The 25,020-nt window shown below is 25.4% G+C and carries 29 protein-coding genes and 3 pseudogenes; 16 read left to right on the top strand and 16 right to left on the bottom strand.

Translation table 4 applies throughout. From position 1 onward, the window contains the following. Position 1 precedes the first annotated feature (1 nt). The 4 genes from AACL02_RS07865 to AACL02_RS07880 all read left to right on the top strand — a co-directional run bounded on the left by AACL02_RS07865 (position 2) and on the right by AACL02_RS07880 (position 4,190). On the top strand, positions 2–1,696 hold the full coding sequence (locus tag AACL02_RS07865) for an ATP-binding cassette domain-containing protein (RefSeq protein ID WP_339040673.1): 1,695 nt from the start codon (positions 2–4) through the stop codon (positions 1,694–1,696). A 6-nt stretch (positions 1,697–1,702) separates the two neighbouring features. Continuing rightward, the gene (locus AACL02_RS07870; RefSeq protein ID WP_339040675.1) at positions 1,703–2,794 is read left to right on the top strand and encodes an ABC transporter permease subunit; all 1,092 of its coding nucleotides are present in this window, start codon (positions 1,703–1,705) and stop codon (positions 2,792–2,794) included. Positions 2,795–2,904: 110 nt separating this feature from the next. Further along, on the top strand, positions 2,905–3,819 hold the full coding sequence (locus AACL02_RS07875; protein WP_338975524.1) for an ABC transporter permease subunit: 915 nt from the start codon (positions 2,905–2,907) through the stop codon (positions 3,817–3,819). A gap of 140 nt (positions 3,820–3,959) precedes the next feature. Further along, positions 3,960–4,190 carry a hypothetical protein gene (locus AACL02_RS07880; RefSeq protein WP_339040677.1) on the top strand — a complete coding sequence of 77 codons (231 nt, stop codon included), beginning with the start codon at positions 3,960–3,962 and terminating at the stop codon, positions 4,188–4,190. Here the strand turns inward: AACL02_RS07880 and AACL02_RS07885 are convergent. After that, positions 4,177–5,415, bottom strand: coding sequence for an IS256 family transposase (locus AACL02_RS07885; protein ID WP_339043686.1), 1,239 nt, complete (start codon positions 5,413–5,415; stop codon positions 4,177–4,179). The genes AACL02_RS07880 and AACL02_RS07885 overlap by 14 nt on opposite strands. Positions 5,416–5,497: 82 nt before the next feature. Further along, positions 5,498–6,418, bottom strand: a complete 921-nt coding sequence (locus tag AACL02_RS07890) for an IS3 family transposase (protein WP_339043687.1) — start codon at positions 6,416–6,418, stop codon at positions 5,498–5,500. Between the two features lie 117 nt (positions 6,419–6,535). Here AACL02_RS07890 and AACL02_RS07895 point away from each other — a divergent pair, with 117 nt between their 5' ends. Further along, the gene (locus AACL02_RS07895; protein ID WP_339040679.1) at positions 6,536–6,832 is read left to right on the top strand and encodes a transposase; all 297 of its coding nucleotides are present in this window, start codon (positions 6,536–6,538) and stop codon (positions 6,830–6,832) included. On the opposite strand, the gene AACL02_RS07900 is transcribed toward AACL02_RS07895, so the two are convergent. Next, positions 6,818–7,639 (bottom strand): IS1595 family transposase, encoded by an 822-nt coding sequence (locus AACL02_RS07900; protein ID WP_281748407.1) that lies wholly within the window; start codon positions 7,637–7,639, stop codon positions 6,818–6,820. The genes AACL02_RS07895 and AACL02_RS07900 overlap by 15 nt on opposite strands. Here AACL02_RS07900 and AACL02_RS07905 point away from each other — a divergent pair. Then, entirely contained in the window at positions 7,585–7,761 is a 177-nt protein-coding gene (locus AACL02_RS07905; protein WP_339040681.1) for a hypothetical protein, read from the top strand. The genes AACL02_RS07900 and AACL02_RS07905 overlap by 55 nt on opposite strands. 32 nt (positions 7,762–7,793) lie before the next feature. Further along, positions 7,794–8,603 (top strand): IS3 family transposase, encoded by an 810-nt coding sequence (locus tag AACL02_RS07910; RefSeq protein ID WP_339043688.1) that lies wholly within the window; start codon positions 7,794–7,796, stop codon positions 8,601–8,603. A 2-nt stretch (positions 8,604–8,605) separates the two neighbouring features. On the opposite strand, the gene AACL02_RS07915 is transcribed toward AACL02_RS07910, so the two are convergent. The 3 genes and pseudogenes from AACL02_RS07915 to AACL02_RS07920 form a co-directional block, all read right to left on the bottom strand. Beyond that, on the bottom strand, positions 8,606–8,806 hold the full coding sequence (locus tag AACL02_RS07915) for a hypothetical protein (RefSeq protein ID WP_339040683.1): 201 nt from the start codon (positions 8,804–8,806) through the stop codon (positions 8,606–8,608). 27 nt (positions 8,807–8,833) lie between these two features. Beyond that, positions 8,834–8,953, bottom strand: a pseudogene (locus AACL02_RS12520) (hypothetical protein); the annotation flags it as partial. A 92-nt stretch (positions 8,954–9,045) separates the two neighbouring features. Then, a protein-coding gene (locus AACL02_RS07920; RefSeq protein ID WP_422397817.1) for an IS3 family transposase occupies positions 9,046–10,166 on the bottom strand; the annotation gives its coding sequence in 2 pieces (ribosomal slippage) (positions 9,046–9,896 and positions 9,896–10,166; 1,122 coding nt in all). Between the two features lie 70 nt (positions 10,167–10,236). On the opposite strand from AACL02_RS07920, the pseudogene AACL02_RS07925 reads away from it, so the two are divergent. Further along, positions 10,237–10,551 (top strand): annotated as a pseudogene (locus AACL02_RS07925) (IS3 family transposase); the annotation flags it as partial. 442 nt (positions 10,552–10,993) lie between these two features. Here the strand turns inward: AACL02_RS07925 and AACL02_RS07930 are convergent. Beyond that, entirely contained in the window at positions 10,994–11,875 is an 882-nt protein-coding gene (locus tag AACL02_RS07930) for an NUDIX hydrolase (protein ID WP_339040687.1), read from the bottom strand. 492 nt (positions 11,876–12,367) lie between these two features. Here AACL02_RS07930 and AACL02_RS07935 point away from each other — a divergent pair, with 492 nt between their 5' ends. Both AACL02_RS07935 and AACL02_RS07940 read left to right on the top strand, forming a co-directional pair. Continuing rightward, positions 12,368–12,880, top strand: coding sequence for an IS1595 family transposase (locus AACL02_RS07935; protein ID WP_339043689.1), 513 nt, complete (start codon positions 12,368–12,370; stop codon positions 12,878–12,880). A gap of 241 nt (positions 12,881–13,121) precedes the next feature. Further along, positions 13,122–14,243, top strand: coding sequence for an Mbov_0401 family ICE element transposase-like protein (locus AACL02_RS07940; protein WP_339040689.1), 1,122 nt, complete (start codon positions 13,122–13,124; stop codon positions 14,241–14,243). On the opposite strand, the gene AACL02_RS07945 is transcribed toward AACL02_RS07940, so the two are convergent. Then, positions 14,244–14,705 (bottom strand): hypothetical protein, encoded by a 462-nt coding sequence (locus AACL02_RS07945; RefSeq protein WP_339040691.1) that lies wholly within the window; start codon positions 14,703–14,705, stop codon positions 14,244–14,246. A 400-nt stretch (positions 14,706–15,105) separates the two neighbouring features. After that, complete coding sequence (locus tag AACL02_RS07950; protein WP_339040693.1) at positions 15,106–15,273, bottom strand: hypothetical protein; 168 nt, start codon at positions 15,271–15,273, stop codon at positions 15,106–15,108. Between AACL02_RS07950 and AACL02_RS07955 the strand changes: the two genes are divergently transcribed. The 3 genes from AACL02_RS07955 to AACL02_RS07965 all read left to right on the top strand — a co-directional run bounded on the left by AACL02_RS07955 (position 15,219) and on the right by AACL02_RS07965 (position 16,863). Continuing rightward, positions 15,219–16,040, top strand: a complete 822-nt coding sequence (locus tag AACL02_RS07955) for an IS1595 family transposase (protein ID WP_339040695.1) — start codon at positions 15,219–15,221, stop codon at positions 16,038–16,040. The two genes, AACL02_RS07950 and AACL02_RS07955, sit on opposite strands and share 55 nt — an antisense overlap. A 98-nt stretch (positions 16,041–16,138) precedes the next feature. Next, positions 16,139–16,570, top strand: a complete 432-nt coding sequence (locus tag AACL02_RS07960; RefSeq protein WP_339040697.1) for an amino acid permease — start codon at positions 16,139–16,141, stop codon at positions 16,568–16,570. 23 nt (positions 16,571–16,593) lie between these two features. Continuing rightward, the gene (locus tag AACL02_RS07965; RefSeq protein ID WP_339043690.1) at positions 16,594–16,863 is read left to right on the top strand and encodes a hypothetical protein; all 270 of its coding nucleotides are present in this window, start codon (positions 16,594–16,596) and stop codon (positions 16,861–16,863) included. A gap of 40 nt (positions 16,864–16,903) precedes the next feature. Here AACL02_RS07965 and AACL02_RS07970 read toward each other — a convergent pair whose 3' ends face one another. Then, a complete protein-coding gene (locus AACL02_RS07970) occupies positions 16,904–17,719 on the bottom strand; it encodes an IS1595 family transposase (RefSeq protein ID WP_339043507.1) in 816 nt (271 codons plus the stop codon). Positions 17,720–17,792: 73 nt separating this feature from the next. Here AACL02_RS07970 and AACL02_RS07975 point away from each other — a divergent pair, with 73 nt between their 5' ends. Beyond that, the gene (locus tag AACL02_RS07975; RefSeq protein WP_339040699.1) at positions 17,793–18,506 is read left to right on the top strand and encodes an amino acid permease; all 714 of its coding nucleotides are present in this window, start codon (positions 17,793–17,795) and stop codon (positions 18,504–18,506) included. Here the strand turns inward: AACL02_RS07975 and AACL02_RS07980 are convergent. The 3 genes from AACL02_RS07980 to AACL02_RS07990 all read right to left on the bottom strand — a co-directional run bounded on the left by AACL02_RS07980 (position 18,472) and on the right by AACL02_RS07990 (position 20,483). Next, positions 18,472–18,927 carry a methylated-DNA--[protein]-cysteine S-methyltransferase gene (locus AACL02_RS07980; protein WP_174481403.1) on the bottom strand — a complete coding sequence of 152 codons (456 nt, stop codon included), beginning with the start codon at positions 18,925–18,927 and terminating at the stop codon, positions 18,472–18,474. The genes AACL02_RS07975 and AACL02_RS07980 overlap by 35 nt on opposite strands. An 8-nt stretch (positions 18,928–18,935) precedes the next feature. Further along, on the bottom strand, positions 18,936–19,574 hold the full coding sequence (locus AACL02_RS07985) for a CatB-related O-acetyltransferase (RefSeq protein WP_422397850.1): 639 nt from the start codon (positions 19,572–19,574) through the stop codon (positions 18,936–18,938). Positions 19,575–19,661: 87 nt separating this feature from the next. After that, a complete protein-coding gene (locus AACL02_RS07990; protein ID WP_281747836.1) occupies positions 19,662–20,483 on the bottom strand; it encodes an IS1595 family transposase in 822 nt (273 codons plus the stop codon). 33 nt (positions 20,484–20,516) lie between these two features. On the opposite strand from AACL02_RS07990, the pseudogene AACL02_RS07995 reads away from it, so the two are divergent. Beyond that, a pseudogene (locus AACL02_RS07995) lies at positions 20,517–21,527 on the top strand (IS256 family transposase); the annotation flags it as partial. Positions 21,528–21,556: 29 nt separating this feature from the next. On the opposite strand, the gene glyA reads toward AACL02_RS07995, so the two are convergent. Both glyA and AACL02_RS08005 read right to left on the bottom strand, forming a co-directional pair. After that, on the bottom strand, positions 21,557–22,858 hold the full coding sequence (glyA, locus tag AACL02_RS08000) for a serine hydroxymethyltransferase (RefSeq protein WP_339040705.1): 1,302 nt from the start codon (positions 22,856–22,858) through the stop codon (positions 21,557–21,559). A gap of 111 nt (positions 22,859–22,969) precedes the next feature. Next, positions 22,970–23,662 (bottom strand): IS1595 family transposase, encoded by a 693-nt coding sequence (locus AACL02_RS08005; protein ID WP_339040707.1) that lies wholly within the window; start codon positions 23,660–23,662, stop codon positions 22,970–22,972. A gap of 81 nt (positions 23,663–23,743) precedes the next feature. On the opposite strand from AACL02_RS08005, the gene AACL02_RS08010 reads away from it, so the two are divergent. After that, positions 23,744–24,861, top strand: a protein-coding gene (locus AACL02_RS08010; protein ID WP_422397818.1) for an IS3 family transposase whose coding sequence is annotated in 2 segments (ribosomal slippage) — positions 23,744–24,014 and positions 24,014–24,861 — 1,119 coding nt in all. Because the reading frame shifts where the segments join, the coding sequence is not laid out codon by codon here. Between the two features lie 2 nt (positions 24,862–24,863). Here AACL02_RS08010 and AACL02_RS08015 read toward each other — a convergent pair. Beyond that, the gene (locus AACL02_RS08015; RefSeq protein ID WP_339040711.1) at positions 24,864–25,001 is read right to left on the bottom strand and encodes a hypothetical protein; all 138 of its coding nucleotides are present in this window, start codon (positions 24,999–25,001) and stop codon (positions 24,864–24,866) included. Positions 25,002–25,020: the final 19 nt, after the last annotated feature.

Consider the following 25,020-nt stretch of genomic DNA (forward strand, 5'->3'; position numbering starts at 1 on the left):
TATGGAAAAAACAATATTGAAGTTACAAAAAATTAGTAAATATTATGATACTCGTGTTATATTTGAAAATGTTAATTTAGAAATAACACAAGAAATTCATGCCATTGTTGGTAATAATAGCGTTGGTAAATCAACATTAATTAGAATGCTTGCTGGTTTTGAACAACCTTCTAAAGGAAAAATTGTTATTAATAGTTTAAGAAAAGGATGTTATTTTCCTCGTGATCCTAGTGAAATGCTTTATTTTAGAATGGCTTATGCTGGTCAAGATGATTTTTTCTTAGACAATCTTACTGTTAAACAAAATATTATACTTGGTAATGAACCAACTATTGCTAAAATTTTTCCTAATTGAAAAGAAGCTGAATTTAAAATTAATAATTTAATGGAAAAATATAAAATTAAGCTTAATTTAAATAAGAGAGTATCAACACTTGCGATTGAAGAATTAAAAAAATTATCTTTACTTCGTGCTTTATTCAAAGAACCTAAAATATTGTTGTTAGATGAACCAACTGTTGGTTTATCTGATAGTCAAAAAGTAGAGTTTTGAATGATTTTTAAAACATTTCGTAATGAAGAAATAACGGTCCTTTTCACAACTAGAGATGAAGAATTTGCTAAAATGGTTGCTAACCGAGTATCTTGAATTGAAAACTTAAATATTGGTAAAACAAAAGTAATGAAATTAGAAGAAAATACTAAATTGTTTACAACTAATTATTGAGGTAAGATTTTTAATTATAAAAAACCAAAATCGATAAATTCAGTACCAATGCTTTATATTGATAATCTTTCTTTCAATAAACCCAATATTTCAAATTTTCATAAAATTGAATTTGCAATTCGCCCTGGTGAAATATATGGTATTTATGATTATGAAAACTTTTATAGCGAGGTTTTACTTGAAAGTATAGTACGTATGATTAAAACGCAAACAGGACGCATTTTTTTTCAAGAACAAGAAGTAACTTATTTTAAACCGCAAGAAATTAGTAATTTAGGAATTAATTGAATATCTGGACATTATAGTAATACTGCTATAATTCCTGATGCCACTTTATTTGAAAATTTTACCTTTTGAAATTATAATAAAGAAAAATATGTAACTAAATCCGGAGTTGTCAAAACAGCCGTTGTTAATAAAAAGGTACGAGAAATTATTAAAAAATATCAAATATTTAACGATAATAATATTTTTATTAAAATTAATAAATTATCAAAAGGAGAAATGCAGAAATTTGTATTAGCAAGAAGTATTGAAGAGCAACCACAATTATTAATTTTATCTAATCCATTTTCTGATTTAGATGAAAATTCTTCGTTATTAATTATTAAAAAGATAATAGAGTTACGCGAAAGTGGTTCAAGTATTTTAATTATTGATACTGATCCGTACTTATTACAATTATTGTGTCAACGAGTAGCAGTTATTTATCACAAACAATTTGTTTGTAAATTGGAAAATAAAAATGTTAAAGTTGAAATAATGAACAATCCAGCACTATGGAATGATTATCCTATTACAAATGAAATAATTGTTAAAACTGATAAAATGTATCAATTGCCACAAACAAAGTGAAGTTTGAAAAAGAAAAAAATAATTAGAACAATTAATTATTTGAAAAGACCATTTGTCAAAATTACTAGTTGAATTAATAAAAAAATGGAAAATATTAGGTCAAGGTTGGGTTAAAACATGTTGGAAAATATTAAAAAACGAAATTTTTGATTAGTGGGTGCATTATTATTACTAATAACTCTATTTTTTGTTAGTTTATTAATGTTATGTTTACAAGTTAATCCATTATCATTTTGGAAAACTATTTTTATTAATCCTTTAACTAATTTAGTAAGTTTTAGTAATTTAATTGAAACATATAGTGTATTAATATTAACAGGATTAGCAGTAGCTATTACTTTTAAGTATCGTATTTATAACTTTGGAGTTAGTGGTCAAATGTTATTTAGTGCTATGATAACATATGTATTGGCAGTAGCTATTTATAAAAGTGGTGGTTATAGTCAATTAATTACTCCTTTTCTTTTATTAATTGCAGTTTTAATTGGTGCTTTAGCTGGTTTAATTATTGCAATTTTAAAAACTTATTTTAAAATTCATGAAATTATTAGCACTATTTTATTTAATTTTATTGCTTGAGAAGGATATAAAGGTTTAATAGCCAGTAATGTTTATCATAACTTAAAAATTCCAACACAAATTACTAATCTTAGATTTTCATTAATTAGTGGACCTTTTAGCATTAGTAATTTATTTTCTGCTGGTATTATTATTGCTATTATTGTCTTATTAATCGCAATTATTATTTTTAATAATCGCACTCTTGGTTTTAAATTAAATGCAATTGCTAAAAACCCCGTTGCTGCAAAATATGCCAGATTAAATCCCCAATATCAGGGTTTAATAATTTTACCAATTTCAGGAGCGATAGCAGGAATTGCTGGTTATCTTTATTTTTTAGGAGTTAATAATAATTTACCTTCGCTTTCTGCTCCAATTCAAGAAGGATTTTATGGGGTATTAGTAGCTGCTTTAGCGGGATATACGCCAGGAGTTATTTTATTTTCATCATTTTTTATGAGTTTATTTATTAGTCCTATTGAAAATAATGCTTTTATGTATTTGAAAAATCCAGAAATTGCAATAATAGTATTATCAATAACCATTTACATTATTGGTATTTATCCTTTTATTTGGCATTACTTAACTCATTCTATTGCTATTAAAGAATATTTAATAAGACTAAAAAAGAAGTTAATATGAAAAAAATAATTAATTAAGGATGAACAACAAAATGTTAAAATTGTTAATGTTGAATCAAAATCTTCAAAAATTTTTAAAAAAAATAAAATATTTAAAAGGAAAAGGAGAAAAAAATAATTATGTTACTCTCATTTTCAACAATTTTAGTTAATACATTATTATTTGCTTGTCCATTATTGTTGTTATGTATAGGTGGAATTTTAAATACTAGAGCAGGAATTGTTAATTTTGGTTTTGATGGTATTATGTGTACTGGTGCTGCCACATATTGTATAATTGTTTCACAATTAAAAAATAATTTGGGTGGTGGAGTTGCAATTTTGGCATTTTTTATCACTATTATCATTGGAATTGTATTTGGCTTAATTCATAGTTTAGCAACCTTATTGTTTAGAACTAATCAATTTTTAGTATCAATGGTTATTAATTACTTTGGTTATGGATTAGCAGTAATTTTACCATTAACATTTACTGGAGAAATAAATTATTCATTAGCAAGTATTTATATTTATCAATTTTCTTGAATTGCAATTTTGGTAACCTTTTTAGCAATTTATATTTTTGCAGCTATTTTATTTTTGACTAAGCTTGGATTATACATTAGAGGAATTGGTGAGAATCCAACCGCAGTAGCTTTAAATTATATTCATGTTCGTCGTTCTCGATTTTATATTTCGCTATTTTCTAGTTCTTTAGCTTGTTTTTCAGGTGCTTTATTTGTTTATGTACTTCCAAGTACTTTTATTTATAGTAATAATTTTGCTGGTATTGGTTTTTTGGCAATTGCTTTATGAATGATGGCACACAGTAGATTTTTTTTAACTTCTATTATTTGTTTTATTTTTTCTTTTTTATATCAGTATATAAATGCTTCACAAACATTTATAGTTATTAGTAATAATATTCCAAGTTGATTATGGGGTATGTTTCCATATTTAATAGCATTAGTATCATTAATGATTTTTCGTCCTAATACAGAATTGGTAAAAAGTTGAGCGCAACCTTATGTTAAAGCAGGTAGAAAATGACAATAAAATTATATGTTAGCAATATTTTAAAACCTTTATCAAGTTTAATAAATATAATGTTTTAAATGTTTTTTAATAAATTAAGTTTTTATTTTTATTGTGTATAATAAATTTATTAAACAATGAAAAAAGGGGAAATTTAAATTATGGTAAAAAACTTAAATGACATTTTTGAGAAATTGGCTGAACAGAACAATGAGAGTTTAGAAAAAAATATTAAAAAAATAAAAACATTTAAAAATAATGAGAAGAAAATAATTAATAAAATTTCTAATATTAACTATCAAAAAATTAATGATGATGAAGAAATAAGTTTTAAATGAGGCTTTTTAATAATCTGTGTATCTTTGTTTTACAAAGTTACTAATTTAGATTAATTCTGTCTTCAAATTTTATCATAAAATGAGCAATTGCTGTATTTCAATTTTGAATAGGCAATGTTCATTTTTTTGTTATATTTTCAATTGCCAAGTAAAATATTTTGAAAACTGCCATATCATTAGGAAAAACTTTTTTATTTCTGATGATTTTTCGTAATTGACTATTAACAGATTCAATAGCATTTGTAGTATAAATCACTCTTTTGATTTCTACTGGATAACTAATAAAAACCATTAAATTATCTCAATTTTTATATCAAGATTTAGTAATTTGAGGATATTGTTTATTTCATTTACTTTCAAACGATTCTAAAGCTTGCATTGCTTGTTCTTCACTACATGCACTATAAATTGGTTTTAAATCTGCAACTAGACCTTTTCGATGTTTGTATGAAACATATTTTAAACTATTTCTAATTTGATGAACAATGCATAATTGATGTTCTGTTTTAGGATAAACTGATTGTATTGCTTCTGACATGCCTGTTAAATTATCACTACAAGCAATAAGAATATCATTTAAGCCACGATTTTTCATTTCTTTGAAATTAGATAATCAAAACTTAGAACCTTCATTTTCACTAATTCATAATCCTAAAACATCTTTTTTGCCTTCTAAATCAACTCCTAATGCTATATAAACTGATTTGTTAATAATCCGTTTATCTTGTCGTACTTTAACTAATATACAATCAAAATAAACAATAGGATAAATACTTTCTAATGGTCGATTTTGTCATGCTTTAACATCATCAATAACATCATCAGTAATTTGACTAATAACACTTTCACTAATATCAGCACCATGATATAACTCTTGCAACTGCATTCTAATGTCAGATAATGTCATTCCTTTTGCATACAAGGAAAGAACTTGTTGATCAAAACCATCAAATCTTCTTTGCCTTTTAGGAACTATTACAGGAGTAAAATTACTATTGCGATCTCTTGGTACATCAATTTCAATTTTACCTTGTTGAGTTATTAATTTTTTTGAACTTGTACCATTACGATCATTTTCAGTAGTAGTATGTTGATTTTTTTCATATCCTAAATAATTTTGCATTTCAGAATTCAACATTTTTTCAACTAATCTTTTTGTTAATTCTTTATATAAACCGCCAGGTTTAAAAACTGTTGTTAAATCTTCAGTATTTTCTAGTAATAAATCTACTGCTTTTGATATTGGATCATTATTATTAAAGTTATCTTTTTTAGCCATCTGTAACTCACTCTTTCGAGTCATTTAATTATATTTACTAGAATTAATTAAACATAGTTTGGAATGGCAACCTTTTTTAGGACTATTTTTTGGTAGACATTTGTTTTTGATAATTAACTGGAGTTAAGTAGTTTAAAGTGCTGTGAATTCTTATGTTGTTATATCAATTGATGTAATCAAATAATTCTAATTTTAATTGGATTAATGATGTAAAATTTTTATCATTAATAAATTCGGTTTTGAAAGTTTTAAAGGTTGCTTCAGCAACAGCGTTATCATAAGGACAACCTTTTTTGCTTAAAGATCGAGTTATGTTGAAAGCTAATAAAAGTTTATCAATAGTTTTATTATTGAATTCATTACCGCGATCACTATGAAATATTTGAATATCTTTTAAACAGCGATTTGAGTGCATAAATGCTTGATATACTAATGATGCATCTTTTTTAGTACCTACACTATGTCCAATTATTTCGCGGTTAAATAGGTCAATTAATAAACAAATATAGTTTCACTTACCATTTACTTGAACATAAGTTAAATCACTAACAATAACTTCATTTTTAACTCTATTATTAAAGTTTCTATCAACAAGATTGTTTATTGGACTATCGTTAACTTTGTTATTATGATTTTTGTATGATAATTTAGTGTATTTTGATATTAAATTATGTTTATTCATAATTTCTTTAATTTTTCGTCTTGATAAATAAATTTCTTGGTTTTCTAGAATGACTTTTAATCTTCTAGTACCATAAACTTCTTTATTTTCTTTAAAAGCACTAATAACAGCTTGTTCATAAATATTATTTTGAATTTTATTTTCTTTTTTCTTTAAATTAAAATAATATGTTGATTTAGAGAGTTTTAAAAAATGACACATTGTGCGAATTTTATATTTAACTTTATTTTTGACAATAATTTCTATTTTCTGCCTATTATTAGTGCTGCTTGCTTTAAAATATCATTTTCCATTCTTAATTGTTTTAATTCTTTTCTTAATTTAATTAATTCATTTTCTTCAACAGAACGATTATCTTTAGTTTTAAAACTATGGATGGGTTACACTTTATTGGACACTAATTACATAGACAAGTGAACAAAGAAAGGAACTATAATTATGGCCAATATTAACTCATATACCGATGAATTTAAAAAACAAATAGTAGCTTTATATCAAAGTGGCAAATCAGTATCTTGCCTTGCTAAAGAATATAATGTTACAAGAGCAGCTACTTACAATTGAATTAAGCAATTTACTAATTCAGGTAGTTTTAAAACTAAAGATAATCGTTCTGTTGAAGAAAATGAATTAATTAAGGCTTTTCTCCCTTTATGTACTATTTTAATTTTATCACATAAATGCTGAGAAAAGCCTATCTACGGACTTCTCCACACATTTTTAAATCAAACATAGAATTACAGTTTCAAAACTAGGTATCTTGTTGAATTTATATGCAGCTTCTTTAGCATATAAATGAACATGATGTTTTGCAACTTTGATATGTGTTTTAAATGTTCTTCTTATATGTTTTCAAACTGATTCAATTTGGTTGGTATTTACACCAATTTTTGAAACATAGCCATCTTGATGGTTAACTGTTTCATGCTTAGTGAAAACTGATTTAAAATCGCAATATCCTTTTCAAGAATCAGTATATACAAGACATTTTGAAGAAATGTGGTTTTTTGCAAACTGCAAAAGATTTTTACTCTTTGCGTTTTTCAATACTTTCACAATTAAATTATTGGTTGTTTTTTGATAAATGCCAACAATCAAGGTTTTATTCACCAAGGATCTTCCTTGTTTTTTAAAACCCATATGTGAAAGATACATTTCATCAATTTGCACTGTACCTTCAACAATAAATTGAGGTTTTTGTTTTGCAATACGTGTTCTGATTTTATGAGTCATTCTTCAAGCAGTTTTCAAAGTCACTCCCAATTCTTTTGCAATATCTGTTGATGGAATTCCATGTTTGGTGTTTATTCATCTAAAGATAAGATAAAACCAAGATGTTAAAGATGTTTGTGACCTTGAAAATATGGTGCCTGTGAGAATGCTAAATGTTTGATTACATTTTAAACATCTCATTCTTTTTAAATCAGAAGTATTCAAATTAAAACTAAAACACCTAATACATTTGTTTTCTTTCAAATTTGCTATATATGCAAGACATTGCTGTTCAGTTTGAAAAGCATTGTTGAATTCATTCAGTTTCATTATTCCCTCCACAAGTACATGTGGGGAGAAGTCCGTTAATTAAATTAAGAAAAGAATTAAAACAATTAAGAATGGAAAATGATATTTTAAAGCAAGCAGCACTAATAATAGGCAGAAAATAGAAATTATTGTCAAAAATAAAGTTAAATATAAAATTCGCACAATGTGTCATTTTTTAAAAATCTCTAAATCAACATATTATTTTAATTTAAAGAAAAAAGAAAATAAAATCAAAAATAATATTTATGATGAAGCTGTTATTAGTGCTTTTAAAGAAAATAAAGAAGTTTATGGTACTAGAAGATTAAAAGTCATTCTAGAAAACCAAGAAATTTATTTATCAAGACGAAAAATTAAAGAAATTATGAATAAACATAATTTAATATCAAAATACACTAAATTATCATACAAAAATCATAATAACAAAGTTAACGATAGTCCAATAAACAATCTTGTTGATAGAAACTTTAATAATAGAGTTAAAAATGAAGTTATTGTTAGTGATTTAACTTATGTTCAAGTAAATGGTAAGTGAAACTATATTTGTTTATTAATTGACCTATTTAACCGCGAAATAATTGGACATAGTGTAGGTACTAAAAAAGATGCATCATTAGTATATCAAGCATTTATGCACTCAAATCGCTGTTTAAAAGATATTCAAATATTTCATAGTGATCGCGGTAATGAATTTAATAATAAAATTATTGATAAACTTTTACTAGCATTCAATATTAATCGCTCTTTAAGCAAAAAAGGTTGTCCTTATGATAACGCTGTTGCTGAAGCAACCTTTAAAACTTTCAAAACCGAATCTATTAATGATAAAAATTTTACATCATTAATCCAATTAAAATTAGAATTATTTTATTACATCAATTGATATAACAACATAAGAATTCACAGCACTTTAAACTACTTAACTCCAGTTAATTATCAAAAACAAATGTCTACCAAAAAATAGTCCTAAAAAAGGTTGCCATTCCAAATATAGTTTCACTTACCATTTACTTGAACATAAGTTAAATCACTAACAATAACTTCATTTTTAACTCTATTATTAAAGTTTCTATTAACAAGATTGGTTATTTGACTATCATTGACTTTATTATGATAATTTTTGAATGATAATTTAGTGTATTTTGATATTAAATTATGTTTATTCATAATTTCTTTAATTTTTCGTCTTGATAAATAAATTTCTTGGTTTTCTAGAATGACTTTTAATCTTCTAGTACCATAAACTTCTTTATTTTTTTTAAAAGCACTAATAACAATTTGTTTATTAATTGACCTATTTAACCGCGAAATAATTGGACATAGTGTAGGTACTAAAAAAGATGCATCATTAGTATATCAAGCATTTATGCACTCAAATCGCTGTGGAATGGCAACCCTTTTTAGGACTATTTTTTGGTAGACATTTGTTTTTGATAATTAACTGGAGTTAAGTAGTTTAAAGTGCTGTGAATTCTTATGTTGTTATATCAATTGATGTAATCAAATAATTCTAATTTTAATTGGATTAATGATGTAAAATTTTTATCATTAATAAATTCGGTTTTGAAAGTTTTAAAGGTTGCTTCAGCAACAGCGTTATCATAAGGACAACCTTTTTTGCTTAAAGAGCGATTAATATTGAATGCTAGTAAAAGTTTATCAATAATTTTATTATTAAATTCATTACCGCGATCACTATGAAATATTTGAATATCTTTTAAACAGCGATTTGAGTGCATAAATGCTTGATATACTAATGATGCATCTTTTTTAGTACCTACACTATGTCCAATTATTTCGCGGTTAAATAGGTCAATTAATAAACAAATATAGTTTCACTTACCATTTACTTGAACATAAGTTAAATCACTAACAATAACTTCATTTTTAACTCTATTATTAAAGTTTCTATTAACAAGATTGGTTATTTGACTATCATTGACTTTATTATGATAATTTTTGAATGATAATTTAGTGTATTTTGATATTAAATTATGTTTATTCATAATTTCTTTAATTTTTCGTCTTGATAAATAAATTTCTTGGTTTTCTAGAATGACTTTTAATCTTCTAGTACCATAAACTTCTTTATTTTCTTTAAAAGCACTAATAACAGCTTCATCATAAATATTATTTTTGATTTTATTTTCTTTTTTCTTTAAATTAAAATAATATGTTGATTTAGAGATTTTTAAAAAATGACACATTGTGCGAATTTTATATTTAACTTTATTTTTGACAATAATTTCTATTTTCTGCCTATTATTAGTGCTGCTTGCTTTAAAATATCATTTTCCATTCTTAATTGTTTTAATTCTTTTCTTAATTTAATTAATTCATTTTCTTCAACAGAACGATTATCTTTAGTTTTAAAACTACCTGAATTAGTAAATTGCTTAATTCAATTGTAAGTAGCTGCTCTTGTAACATTATATTCTTTAGCAAGGCAAGATACTGATTTGCCACTTTGATATAAAGCTACTATTTGTTTTTTAAATTCATCGGTATATGAGTTAATATTGGCCATAATTATAGTTCCTTTCTTTGTTCACTTGTCTACGTAATTAGTGTCCAATAAAGTGTAACCCATCCACTGTTTAAAAGATATTCAAATATTTCATAGTGATCGCGGTAATGAATTTAATAATAAAATTATTGATAAACTTTTACTAGCATTCAATATTAATCGCTCTTTAAGCAAAAAAGGTTGTCCTTATGATAACGCTGTTGCTGAAGCAACCTTTAAAACTTTCAAAACCGAATTTATTAATGATAAAAATTTTACATCATTAATCCAATTAAAATTAGAATTATTTGATTACATCAATTGATATAACAACATAAGAATTCACGGCACTTTAAACTACTTAACTCCAGTTAATTATCAAAAACAAATGTCTACCAAAAAATAGTCCTAAAAAGGGTTGCCATTCCATTAATTTTAATAACAAACAAACAAGAAATAGACTTAAAAAATATTATTTTATTTGATAAATATAACGAAAATATTTCTTATATAAATTTAGAAATTTAATTATTAAAATACCCATGAATATATATAGCATCTCATTTTACATCATGATTTGGTTGTTTTGTAATATTTGAAAAATATAAATTCATTTTTTTGGTTCCACTACTATCAAAATAATCTGCTCAAATTGTAGTATCTCCAAAAACTCATTCATGATTTGGTTTTAAAAATTTATTAAGTTTATTACTTTCATGGGTAAGCACCCCCCATGATTAATCCAATTATTGCTAAAAATAATGCTAAAATTGATGTTATTTTATAAAAATTTGTTTTTATTCATGTTTTCATAATAAATTACTCCTTTTTTATAAATGAGGTGCAGTTTAATTTATTTCATAAATTTCTGGAACTGAATAATATTCATCACCTAATTTATTTATTTCTTCAGATTCTTGAAAAATATTTTTATTTTTATGGTAAAATTTATGAGCTTGTAATTTCAAATCTTCATGTAAATTTGATGAATGTGAAATTAACATTTCATCACTTAATCTTTGCAGTTTATCAAATATACTATTGTCTAAATCTTCTTCAAGTTTCAAAAATTCTTGTCGATTTTCTATAGGTAAAAAATCCTTTATTAATTCTGGGTTTTCTTCGTCAATTTCATTAATATGAATTCCAGTTAAAAACTTATGAGATAATATGTCATTTTTAAAATTAAATAGTTGTTTTGCTTTTTCTTTTATTGTTTTTTTTCTAGAAGTTCATTTACCTAAAATTGCTAAACATAAAGAATCATTAGATTTGCAAATTTTTTCATAACTTATAAATTTTGCAATGATGTCTTTTTCTGCTTCTGTTCCATCACCATTACCTTTGTATGTTTTTGTTAAATCCAAATTCAACATTGTTAAATCTATAGAAAAAAAATAGAATATTTTTGTACTTGATTTATTTGCATAATGTTTACCTAAATAATAAATTTTTGATTTATCATTTTTAACATCAATTCCAGTTTCTTCTAACATTTCATTAATTACTGTTTGATAAGGGTCAAGATTTTCAAGACCTCCAGTGATAGTACCATATTCACTAATTTCTTTATCTTTAAATAATGGATTATTTTCTTTAACTAGTAAATAATAATATTCATTGTTTTTAATAACATAAGGTAAAATAGCAACTCCTTGGTTATTGCATCAAGGTTCTTCTACACCATGCATAAACTCAACTTTAATAATTTTTAAATATTCTGGATTCATTAAATTACTCCTTTTTTCCTTGATTTTACGTTTTAATTTTACTATTTTTGATTATTTTTACAAGTATGCTTTTAAATGCAAAATAACGCCTAAATTAAAGTCGTTTATTTTATGATACCTATACTATTAATTATATTGAAATTATTTACGGACTTCTCCCCACATGTACTTGTGGAGGGAATAATGAAACTGAATGAATTCAACAATGCTTTTCAAACTGAACAGCAATGTCTTGCATATATAGCAAATTTGAAAGAAAACAAATGTATTAGGTGTTTTAATTTTAATTTGAATACTTCTGATTTAAAAAGAATGAGATGTTTAAAATGTAATCAAACATTTAGCATTCTCACAGGCACCATATTTTCAAGGTCACAAACATCTTTAACATCTTGGTTTTATCTTATCTTTAGATGAATAAACACCAAACATGGAATTCCATCAACAGATATTGCAAAAGAATTGGGAGTGACTTTGAAAACTGCTTGAAGAATGACTCATAAAATCAGAACACGTATTGCAAAACAAAAACCTCAATTTATTGTTGAAGGTACAGTGCAAATTGATGAAATGTATCTTTCACATATGGGTTTTAAAAAACAAGGAAGATCCTTGGTGAATAAAACCTTGATTGTTGGCATTTATCAAAAAACAACCAATAATTTAATTGTGAAAGTATTGAAAAACGCAAAGATTAAAAATCTTTTGCAGTTTGCAAAAAACCACATTTCTTCAAAATGTCTTGTATATACTGATTCTTGAAAAGGATATTGCGATTTTAAATCAGTTTTCACTAAGCATGAAACAGTTAACCATCAAGATGGCTATGTTTCAAAAATTGGTGTAAATACCAACCAAATTGAATCAGTTTGAAAACATATAAGAAGAACATTTAAAACACATATCAAAGTTGCAAAACATCATGTTCATTTATATGCTAAAGAAGCTGCATATAAATTCAACAAGATACCTAGTTTTGAAACTGTAATTCTATGTTTGATTTAAAAATGTGGGGAGAAGTCCGTAGATAGGCTTTTCTCAGCATTTATGTGATAAAACTAAAATAGTACATAAATGGAGAAAAGCCATTATTTATTATATTTTAAATATGAAAGTGGTTTTTTAAATAATTTTTTATTTTAGTTAAAATTACACTTATATATTTATATAATATATGCAGTAAATTATTTTTTTAAATTATTTACAATAAATTTAGATTTTTTTAAAATAGTTAGGAGAAGTAAATGTGAATTTTAATTATAAATGAAATTTTAGAGAACAAAGTGCAAAAATTGATAAATTAGTTTTAGAACATATAAGAAAAAAATGAGAAAAATGAGATTGAAGAATAAAAAATACAAGAGATAAAAATAAATATAAAATTGTTGATTATCAATATCGAACAAGAAAAATAATGTATGGATTAGTAACTTATAAAAGAAGAATTTATGAATATTTTGATGAAAAATTACAAAAATGAGTTCGTGTTTGTTTAGTTGATGAATGACTAGAATTACCTAAATATAAAAGAATTGGTGAAGATATTGAACAAACTATTATTGAATATTTTGCTGATGGAAAAAGATATCATGATATTTGTGCTATTTGTAAAAAAGCAGGTATTAGTGTTAGTACTGTTCATAGAGTTTTTAAAAATTTAGAAATAATTGAAGCAAATCCAATAAAAGTAAAATTAGAAAAAAATCAACCTATTTTTGTAGCAATTGATGATGGACATCGAAAGTTTTGAAATTTTAAACGTAAAGGTACAAAACACTCTATGCGATTAATAGTAACATATACAGATAATATTAATCACAAAGTACAAAATAAAAGAGTAAAAGCAATTATTAGACCAACAAAAACAAAAATTGGAGTTAAAAAAACTGCTGATTTTGTTAAAGAACATTGTCAAAAATTTTATGAAAACATTGAACAAGCAAAAATTATTATTTGTGGTGATAGTGAAGGATGAATTAAAGAAGTTGCTGATTATTTAGGTACACAGTTTGTTTTAGATAAATTCCATTTAATTAGAACATTATATCTTGGAATAATGGCTGGAAATAAAGGAAAATATTTAAAAGAATATAATCACTGTAAAAATTTAATTAATAATGGTAAATATGATGAATTAATTGACTATTTATATAATCAATTAGATAATCATAAAAAATTAAAGAAAAAATATTTTAAAAATAATAAACAAGGTATTGAAAATCAAGGTAAAAAATGAAATAAAGGTTGTTATACTGAAACTAATATTTGACATGTTTTAAAAGAAATGCTTGGTAATAGAACATATAATATTTTAATTTATATTAAAATGGTTATTTTTAAATGTAATAAGATAAATTTAGAAATATAATTAATGAATGTAATAATTACTTATTATTTCACAATTTGCAATAGCATCTCAAAAATTATTATTTTTTATTTTTCTTTTTAAACCAATAATTAAGAATGTTAATGACAAAATTATAGAAATAAAAATTGGAACTACAATTGTAGAAAAAATAACTGCAATTTTTAACCATAATAAAGAATAATTATAAGAATTATGAATAATATAATAACTTCCAAAATTATTAAGGCAAATATTGTTATTAGTTAATATATAATATCAACTGTATTTACTTCATAAAGTAAAACCATTATATTCATATATTAAAGGTTCTGTATTTTTAACTAAATGATTACTTTTAATAGTTACTACTTCTTTTCCATGAAATAAACCTAGTAATAATAATCCTGCAATAATAATTAAAATAGTTAAAATAAATATTAATACAGTTATTAACTGTAATTTTTTAAGTGCTTTAATTTTCATTTTTAAATCCTCTCTAAGTTTATTTAATAAGTTTAGCATTTAATAAAATTTAATATAAGTATTTTAGTTGAAATATCTTTTAAAAAATAGTAAGATCAATGTACAATTTCATAAAAATCCAAATTATTTCTTGTCTGAAATATAATAAGACTATATAGATTTAATTTATTCCGGATTTTTGACAATCACCCAAAAAAAAGCAAAACAGGTTTTCAAGTTCCTACTTTATTAATTCACGGTAAAAAAGATAATTTTGTCCCATTTTTCATGGCTAATGTCATTCATAATTATCAAGTTAAACTCCATTATAAAAATTATGATTATTTATTTTTGGAAAATATTGGTCATATTGAAACCTTACCAAATGCTTATCAAACTTATATTAATAAAATAAAAAGTTTTATCAATACATACGAAATAAAAAAATAGAGATAGGAAAAAGACATGAAATTAAAAAAGAAGTATTCGTTTTGAGTAACGGACTTCTCCCCACATGTACTTGTGGAGGGAATAATGAAACTGAATGAATTCAACAATGCTTTTCAAACTGAACAGCAATGTCTTGCATATATAGCAAATTTGAAAGAAAACAAATGTATTAGGTGTTTTAGTTTTAATTTGAATACTTCTGATTTAAAAAGAATGAGATGTTTAAAATGTAATCAAACATTTAGCATTCTCACAGGCACCATATTTTCAAGGTCACAAACATCTTTAACATCTTGGTTTTATCTTATCTTTAGATGAATAAACACCAAACATGGAATTCCATCAACAGATATTGCAAAAGAATTGGGAGTGACTTTGAAAACTGCTTGAAGAATGACTCATAAAATCAGAACACGTATTGCAAAACAAAAACCTCAATTTATTGTTGAAGGTACAGTGCAAATTGATGAAATGTATCTTTCACATATGGGTTTTAAAAAACAAGGAAGATCCTTGGTGAATAAAACCTTGATTGTTGGCATTTATCAAAAAACAACCAATAATTTAATTGTGAAAGTATTGAAAAACGCAAAGAGTAAAAATCTTTTGCAGTTTGCAAAAAACCACATTTCTTCAAAATGTCTTGTATATACTGATTCTTGAAAAGTATATTGCGATTTTAAATCAGTTTTCACTAAGCATGAAACAGTTAACCATCAAGATGGCTATGTTTCAAAAATTGGTGTAAATACCAACCAAATTGAATCAGTTTGAAAACATATAAGAAGAACATTTAAAACACATATCAAATTTGCAAAACATCATGTTCATTTATATGCTAAAGAAGCTGCATATAAATTCAACAAGATACCTAGTTTTGAAACTGTAATTCTATGTTTGATTTAAAAATGTGGGGAGAAGTCCGTAGATAGGCTTTTCTCAGCATTTATGTGATAAAATTAAAATAGTACATAAAGGGAGAAAAGCCTTGAGTAATATTAATGATGGCAATTTCTGCCACAGTTGGATCATCAGTACTAATTTCATTTGGACAAGTAGCATTTCAAAGTGGATTTAATCCGATTTTAATGATATGTGCCTGAATTTTAGGCGGTATTTTAATTTTGCCAGAAATGTTATTACTAGCAGAAACTGCTATTTCTTTTCCGGGAAATGGAAGTGCTTATTATTGATTAAAAAAAACAAATTGAATGGCTTGTTCGTTTTGATTGGGATGGATTTTAGTTTTAATGGTTAGTGCTACTGCCGTTGCTTCTGCTACTTTAGCATTAGGTAATATTATCGGTACTTTAGCTCATATTACTAACCAATGGTTGATAAAATTATTTGGAATTTTAATTTTATTTGCATTAGCTATAGTCCAAATATTTATTAAAATAGTTCTGGAAAAACACAAATTATTTTTACAATTTTAAAAGGATTACCAATTACTTTTGTTTTATTTATTGCTATGATTTATGGAAATACAGATAGTTTTAATAGTGAAATAGTTCAAAAAGATTTATCAAAAATTTTTCTTGCAACTTATGTTTTATTACCAGCTACAACAATGACACTATTTGCCTATTCAGGAATTGAAGCAATAACTTATGTTACTGAAGAAGTAGAAAATCAAAGAAAAAATGTACTTTGAGCTTTAATTATTGCAACAGGACTAATTATTTTTGGCTTTTCTCCCTTTATGTACTATTTTAATTTTATCACATAAATGCTGAGAAAAGCCTATCTACGGACTTCTCCCCACATTTTTAAATCAAACATAGAATTACAGTTTCAAAACTAGGTATCTTGTTGAATTTATATGCAGCTTCTTTAGCATATAAATGAACATGATGTTTTGCAACTTTGATATGTGTTTTAAATGTTCTTCTTATATGTTTTCAAACTGATTCAATTTGGTTGGTATTTACACCAATTTTTGAAACATAGCCATCTTGATGGTTAACTGTTTCATGCTTAGTGAAAACTGATTTAAAATCGCAATATCCTTTTCAAGAATCAGTATATAAAAGACATTTTGAAGAAATGTGGTTTTTTGCAAACTGCAAAAGATTTTTACTCTTTGCGTTTTTCAATACTTTCACAATTAAATTATTGGTTGTTTTTTGATAAATGCCAACAATCAAGGTTTTATTCACCAAGGATCTTCCTTGTTTTTTAAAACCCATATGTGAAAGATACATTTCATCAATTTGCACTGTACCTTCAACAATAAATTGAGGTTTTTGTTTTGCAATACGTGTTCTGATTTTATGAGTCATTCTTCAAGCAGTTTTCAAAGTCACTCCCAATTCTTTTGCAATATCTGTTGATGGAATTCCATGTTTGGTGTTTATTCATCTAAAGATAAGATAAAACCAAGATGTTAAAGATGTTTGTGACCTTGAAAATATGGTGCCTGTGAGAATGCTAAATGTTTGATTACATTTTAAACATCTCATTCTTTTTAAATCAGAAGTATTCAAATTAAAACTAAAACACCTAATACATTTGTTTTCTTTCAAATTTGCTATATATGCAAGACATTGCTGTTCAGTTTGAAAAGCATTGTTGAATTCATTCAGTTTCATTATTCCCTCCACAAGTACATGTGGGGAGAAGTCCGTTATTTTTTTATATTTAATACTATTAATTGCTTTGTTAACTATTAATGAACCACTTTTATGATTAGATGAAAATAAAGGATTTAGTAACGTTTGATATTATGCTATTATCAATAATCCTAATATTCCTCGCGTTTTAGCTTATATTTTTTCAGGACTAGCAATTTTATTATTTGTTGGTTCACTAAATGCATTTCTACTTTATCAATCACGTTTAATTTTTAAAATGAGTGAAGAAAAAGATTTGTTTAAATTTTTTCAAAAAACAACTAAAAGAACTAATATGCCATGAGCTGCTATGCTACTATTAATATTTGCTGCTTTAATTTATATTTTATGAAATCAATTGTATGAAGTAACTAATTACTTTATTATTGCTATTAGTTTTTTAAAATTAATTGTTAATTCAGTCATTATCTTTTTAAGGCGCAAACATCCAGACTATCAAAAGATTTTTAATAATTTTTGATTTTATTTTTTCATTATTATTGGTTATTTAGGAGCAATAATTGCTATTGTTGGATCATTTTTAGCAATGTATTATTATGGTACACAAAATAATAATATTTGAGCATTATGAAATTCACTAATTTTAATTGCTGTTATGTTAGCAGGATATCCTGTTTACTATATTAAAAATTATGTAGTTAAAATTGTTAACAATTTTAAAAATCAAAAAAAAATAATCAATCATAAAAAAATAATATTATACCTTATTTACTTTCTTGTGCTAATAAAAAATTTTTAATATGGGCACCATAAAGATAATTAACAATATTCTTATTTTTATTAACAACTCGATGACAAGGAACAATAATTGCTAATGGATTTTTACTTAAAGCCGAACCCACTGCCCTACTTGCTTTTGGATAACCTATTTTTTGCGCTAATTCTTGATAAGTTAAAGTTGTACCAAATTGAATAGTACAAGTTTTACTCCATACTAATTCTTGAAAAGGAGTTCCTTTTAAAGCTATTGGTAAGTTAAAATCACTTAATTTTTTATCAAAATACATTGCTAGTTGTTTTAAACAATTAACTACCACTATATTACTACTATCCTTAGCAACTTGACGAGTATTAACGAAACTAACTTTTACTACTTGTTCTGCAACTACTATGATTTCAATTAAACCTATTTTAGTAGTTAAATAACCATATTTTTTCATATTTTTTATTAACCCTTTATTTTATTTAAACTATTACTTTCTTTTACAAGTTTTTGTAATATTTTATTATCAAAATTTTGTTTTAACAAATCTGAATTTTCAATAATCTTTTCAATAGATCAATCTCATCACTTTATATTTTGTAATTTTTGAACTATTTTTTTAGAAAAACGATATTTTATAATTTTAGCAGGATTACCACCAACAATAGCATAAGGAGGCACATTTTTTGTAACTACACTTTTAGCTGCAATTACTGCCCCATTACCAATAGTTAGCCCTCTTAAGATTGCCACATAATGACCAATTCAAACATCATTTTCTATCGCTGTTGGTGATTTAATCGGAAATTTATCTAATTTATCTTTTTCTGTAACTTCTGATAAATTTAATGATTTATAAAATAATGGTAAAGGAAATGTTGAAACTACACAATAATTATGATTGCCACCATTCATTATAAATAAAACACCTTGTGCAATTGAACAAAATTTACCAATAATTAATTCATCATTTATCATATTTGGAAAATGATAAATTATATTTTTATTTTCAAAATCAATAGCTGCTTGCTCACCATTAAAATCATGATAATAAGTATAATCACCAATAAAAATTTTAGGTTTAGTAATATAATTTTTTATTAAAAATAGGCTTTTCTCCCTTTATGTACTATTTTAATTTTATCAGATAAATGCTGAGAAAAGCCTATCTACGGACTTCTCCCCACATTTTTAAATCAAACATAGAATTACAGTTTCAAAACTAGGTATCTTGTTGAATTTATATGCAGCTTCTTTAGCATATAAATGAACATGATGTTTTGCAACTTTGATATGTGTTTTAAATGTTCTTCTTATATGTTTTCAAACTGATTCAATTTGGTTGGTATTTACACCAATTTTTGAAACATAGCCATCTTGATGGTTAACTGTTTCATGCTTAGTGAAAACTGATTTAAAATCGCAATATCCTTTTCAAGAATCAGTATATACAAGACATTTTGAAGAAATGTGGTTTTTTGCAAACTGCAAAAGATTTTTACTCTTTGCGTTTTTCAATACTTTCACAATTAAATTATTGGTTGTTTTTTGATAAATGCCAACAATCAAGGTTTTATTCACCAAGGATCTTCCTTGTTTTTTAAAACCCATATGTGAAAGATACATTTCATCAATTTGCACTGTACCTTCAACAATAAATTGAGGTTTTTGTTTTGCAATACGTGTTCTGATTTTATGAGTCATTCTTCAAGCAGTTTTTAAAGTCACTCCCAATTCTTTTGCAATATCTGTTGATGGAATTCCATGTTTGGTGTTTATTCATCTAAAGATAAGATAAAACCAAGATGTTAAAGATGTTTGTGACCTTGAAAATATGGTGCCTGTGAGAATGCTAAATGTTTGATTACATTTTAAACATCTCATTCTTTTTAAATCAGAAGTATTCAAATTAAAATTAAAACACCTAATACATTTGTTTTCTTTCAAATTTGCTATATATGCAAGACATTGCTGTTCAGTTTGAAAAGCATTGTTGAATTCATTCAGTTTCATTATTCCCTCCACAAGTACATGTGGGGAGAAGTCCGAAAATTAATAACTCAACAAGGTAAAATTGAAATTGATGTACCAAGAGATCGCAATAGTAATTTTACTCCTGTAATAGTTCCTAAAAGGCAAAGAAGATTTGATGGTTTTGATCAACAAGTTCTTTCCTTGTATGCAAAAGGAATGACATTATCTGACATTAGAATGCAGTTGCAAGAGTTATATCATGGTGCTGATATTAGTGAAAGTGTTATTAGTCAAATTACTGATGACGTTATTGATGATGTTAAAGCATGACAAAATCGACCATTAGAAAGTATTTATCCTATTGTTTATTTTGATTGTATAGTAGTTAAAGTACGACAAGATAAACGGATTATTAACAAATCAGTTTATATAGCATTAGGAGTTGATTTAGAAGGCAAAAAAGATGTTTTAGGATTATGAATTAGTGAAAATGAAGGTTCTAAGTTTTGATTATCTAATTTCACAGAAATGAAAAATCGTGGCTTAAATGATATTCTTATTGCTTGTAGTGATAATTTAACAGGCATGTCAGAAGCAATACAATCAGTTTATCCTAAAACAGAACATCAATTATGCATTGTTCATCAAATTAGAAATAGTTTAAAATATGTTTCATACAAACATCGAAAAGGTCTAGTTGCAGATTTAAAACCAATTTATAGTGCATGTAGTGAAGAACAAGCAATGCAAGCTTTAGAATCGTTTGAAAGTAAATGAAATAAACAATATCCTCAAATTACTAAATCTTGATATAAAAATTGAGATAATTTAATGGTTTTTATTAGTTATCCAGTAGAAATCAAAAGAGTGATTTATACTACAAATTCTATTGAATCTGTTAATAGTCAATTACGAAAAATCATCATAAATAAAAAAGTTTTTCCTAATGATATGGCAGTTTTCAAAATATTTTACTTGGCAATTGAAAATATAACAAAAAAATGAACATTGCCTATTCAAAATTGAAATACAGCAATTGCTCATTTTATGATAAAATTTGAAGATAGAATTAATCTAAACTAGTACTTTATAAAACAAAGATACACAGATTATTAAAAAGCCTCTTTTATATCTTCATAAATGGGAAATTTATTTAAAAGTATATCAACTTTTTTTCTTAATTCATGTAAACCATCATCATTAATACCCTTAGGTAATTTTCAAGCACTAATAATAATCTTTCCTAATTCAATAAACTGATCTTCTTTAAAACCTCTCGTTGTCATTGCTGGACTACCAAAACGAACACCACTAGTAATAACAGCTGGTAAAGGATCAAAGGGAACACCATTCTTATTAGCAACAATATTAATCTTTTCTAAAATATCAACAGCTTCTTTACCATTTAAACCGTTAATATTAGTAACATTAACAGTTAATAAATGATTATCAGTTCCACCCGCCACTACATGAAATTTTGCATCAAGAAAAGTTTTTGCTAATGCTTGCGCATTTTTAATTACTTGCATTTGATAAGTTTTAAATTCTGGTGTTAATGCTTCATAAAAAGCTTGTGCTTTTGCTGCAATAATATGTTCCAATGGTCCACCTTGATTACCAGGAAATACCGCAGTATCAATTTTCTTTTTTAATTCTTCAGTGCAAAGAATAGCACCACCACGTGGTCCTCTTAATGTTTTATGAGTTGTTGTTGTTGTAATATCAGCATAACAAATAGGATTTTGATGTAATCCAGCAGCAATTAATCCAGCAATATGCGCCATATCAACCATTAAATATGCTCCAACAGTATCAACAATTTTACGAAACTTTGATCAATCAATAAGTCTTGAATAAGCACTAGCTCCTGCTACAATAATTTTTGGTTTACATTCTTTAGCAATTTTTAAAATTTCATCATAATCTAAATATTCATCCTTTTTACTTACACCATAATTAACACCGTGATAAATTTTACCAGAAAAATTAATTTTATAACCATGAGTTAAATGACCACCAGCATCAAGTTCCATACCAAGAATAGTATCACCTGGACGTAATATAGCAGCATATGCTTCAGCATTAGCTTGACTACCAGAATGAGGTTGTACATTAGCATGAAAATTACCTTTTTTACATTGACCTGGTTTATGACTACAATTAAATAATTGTTTAAAACGCTCTATTGCCAAATTTTCAATTTTATCAACATTTTCGCAACCATTATAATATCTTCTGCCCGGATAACCTTCTGCATACTTATTAGTTAATATTGTTCCAGCGAGTGTAAGTACAGCTGGTGATACATAGTTTTCTGAAGCTATTAATTCAATATGATTTTGTTGACGTTGTCATTCATCTTTCACAATTTTTTTTAATTCTGGGTCAAGACCTTTATTAAAAGATTTATCCATTTTTAAACATCCTCTCTTTAATAATTTAAGGCTTTTCTCCCTTTATGTACTATTTTAATTTTATCACATAAATGCTGAGAAAAGCCTATCTACGGACTTCTCCCCACATTTTTAAATCAAACATAGAATTACAGTTTCAAAACTAGGTATCTTGTTGAATTTATATGCAGCTTCTTTAGCATATAAATGAACATGATGTTTTGCAACTTTGATATGTGTTTTAAATGTTCTTCTTATATGTTTTCAAACTGATTCAATTTGGTTGGTATTTACACCAATTTTTGAAACATAGCCATCTTGATGGTTAACTGTTTCATGCTTAGTGAAAACTGATTTAAAATCGCAATATCCTTTTCAAGAATCAGTATATACAAGACATTTTGAAGAAATGTGGTTTTTTGCAAACTGCAAAAGATTTTTACTCTTTGCGTTTTTCAATACTTTCACAATTAAATTATTGGTTGTTTTTTGATAAATGCCAACAATCAAGGTTTTATTCACCAAGGATCTTCCTTGTTTTTTAAAACCCATATGTGAAAGATACATTTCATCAATTTGCACTGTACCTTCAACAATAAATTGAGGTTTTTGTTTTGCAATACGTGTTCTGATTTTATGAGTCATTCTTCAAGCAGTTTTCAAAGTCACTCCCAATTCTTTTGCAATATCTGTTGATGGAATTCCATGTTTGGTGTTTATTCATCTAAAGATAAGATAAAACCAAGATGTTAAAGATGTTTGTGACCTTGAAAATATGGTGCCTGTGAGAATGCTAAATGTTTGATTACATTTTAAACATCTCATTCTTTTTAAATCAGATGGATGGGTTACACTTTATTGGACACTAATTACATAGACAAGTGAACAAAGAAAGGAACTATAATTATGGCCAATATTAACTCATATACCGATGAATTTAAAAAACAAATAGTAGCTTTATATCAAAGTGGCAAATCAGTATCTTGCCTTGTTAAAGAATATAATGTTACAAGAGCAGCTACTTACAATTGAATTAAGCAATTTACTAATTCAGGTAGTTTTAAAACTAAAGATAATCGTTCTGTTGAAGAAAATGAATTAATTAAATTAAGAAAAGAATTAAAACAATTAAGAATGGAAAATGATATTTTAAAGCAAGCAGCACTAATAATAGGCAGAAAGTAGAGATTATTGCAAATAATAAATCTAAATATAAAATTCGCACAATGTGTCATTTTTTAAAACTCTCTAAATCAACATATTATTTTAATTTAAAGAAAAAAAATAAAATTAAAAATAATATTTATGAACAAGCTGTTATTAGTGCTTTTAAAAAAAATAAAGAAGTTTATGGTACTAGAAGATTAAAAGTCATTCTAGAAAACCAAGAAATTTATTTATCAAGACGAAAAATTAAAGAAATTATGAATAAACATAATTTAATATCAAAATACACTAAATTATCATTCAAAAATTATCATAATAAAGTCAATGATAGTCAAATAACCAATCTTGTTAATAGAAACTTTAATAATAGAGTTAAAAATGAAGTTATTGTTAGTGATTTAACTTATGTTCAAGTAAATGGTAAGTGAAACTATATTTGTTTATTAATTGACCTATTTAACCGCGAAATAATTGGACATAGTGTAGGTACTAAAAAAGATGCATCATTAGTATATCAAGCATTTATGCACTCAAATCGCTGTTTAAAAGATATTCAAATATTTCATAGTGATCGCGGTAATGAATTTAATAATAAAATTATTGATAAACTTTTACTAGCATTCAATATTAATCGCTCTTTAAGCAAAAAAGGTTGTCCTTATGATAACGCTGTTGCTGAAGCAACCTTTAAAACTTTCAAAACCGAATTTATTAATGATAAAAATTTTACATCATTAATCCAATTAAAATTCGAATTATTTGATTACATCAATTGATATAACAACATAAGAATTCACGGCACTTTAAACTACTTAACTCCAGTTAATTATCAAAAACAAATGTCTACCAAAAAATAGTCCTAAAAAGGGTTGCCATTCCAAGAAGTATTCAAATTAAAACTAAAACACCTAATACATTTGTTTTCTTTCAAATTTGCTATATATGCAAGACATTGCTGTTCAGTTTGAAAAGCATTTTTGAATTCATTCAGTTTCATTATTCCCTCCACAAGTACA

This window comes from Spiroplasma endosymbiont of Apeira syringaria (genome assembly GCF_964020205.1).
Lineage (GTDB): Bacteria > Bacillota_I > Bacilli_A > Mycoplasmatales > VBWQ01 > Spiroplasma_E > Spiroplasma_E ixodetis_A.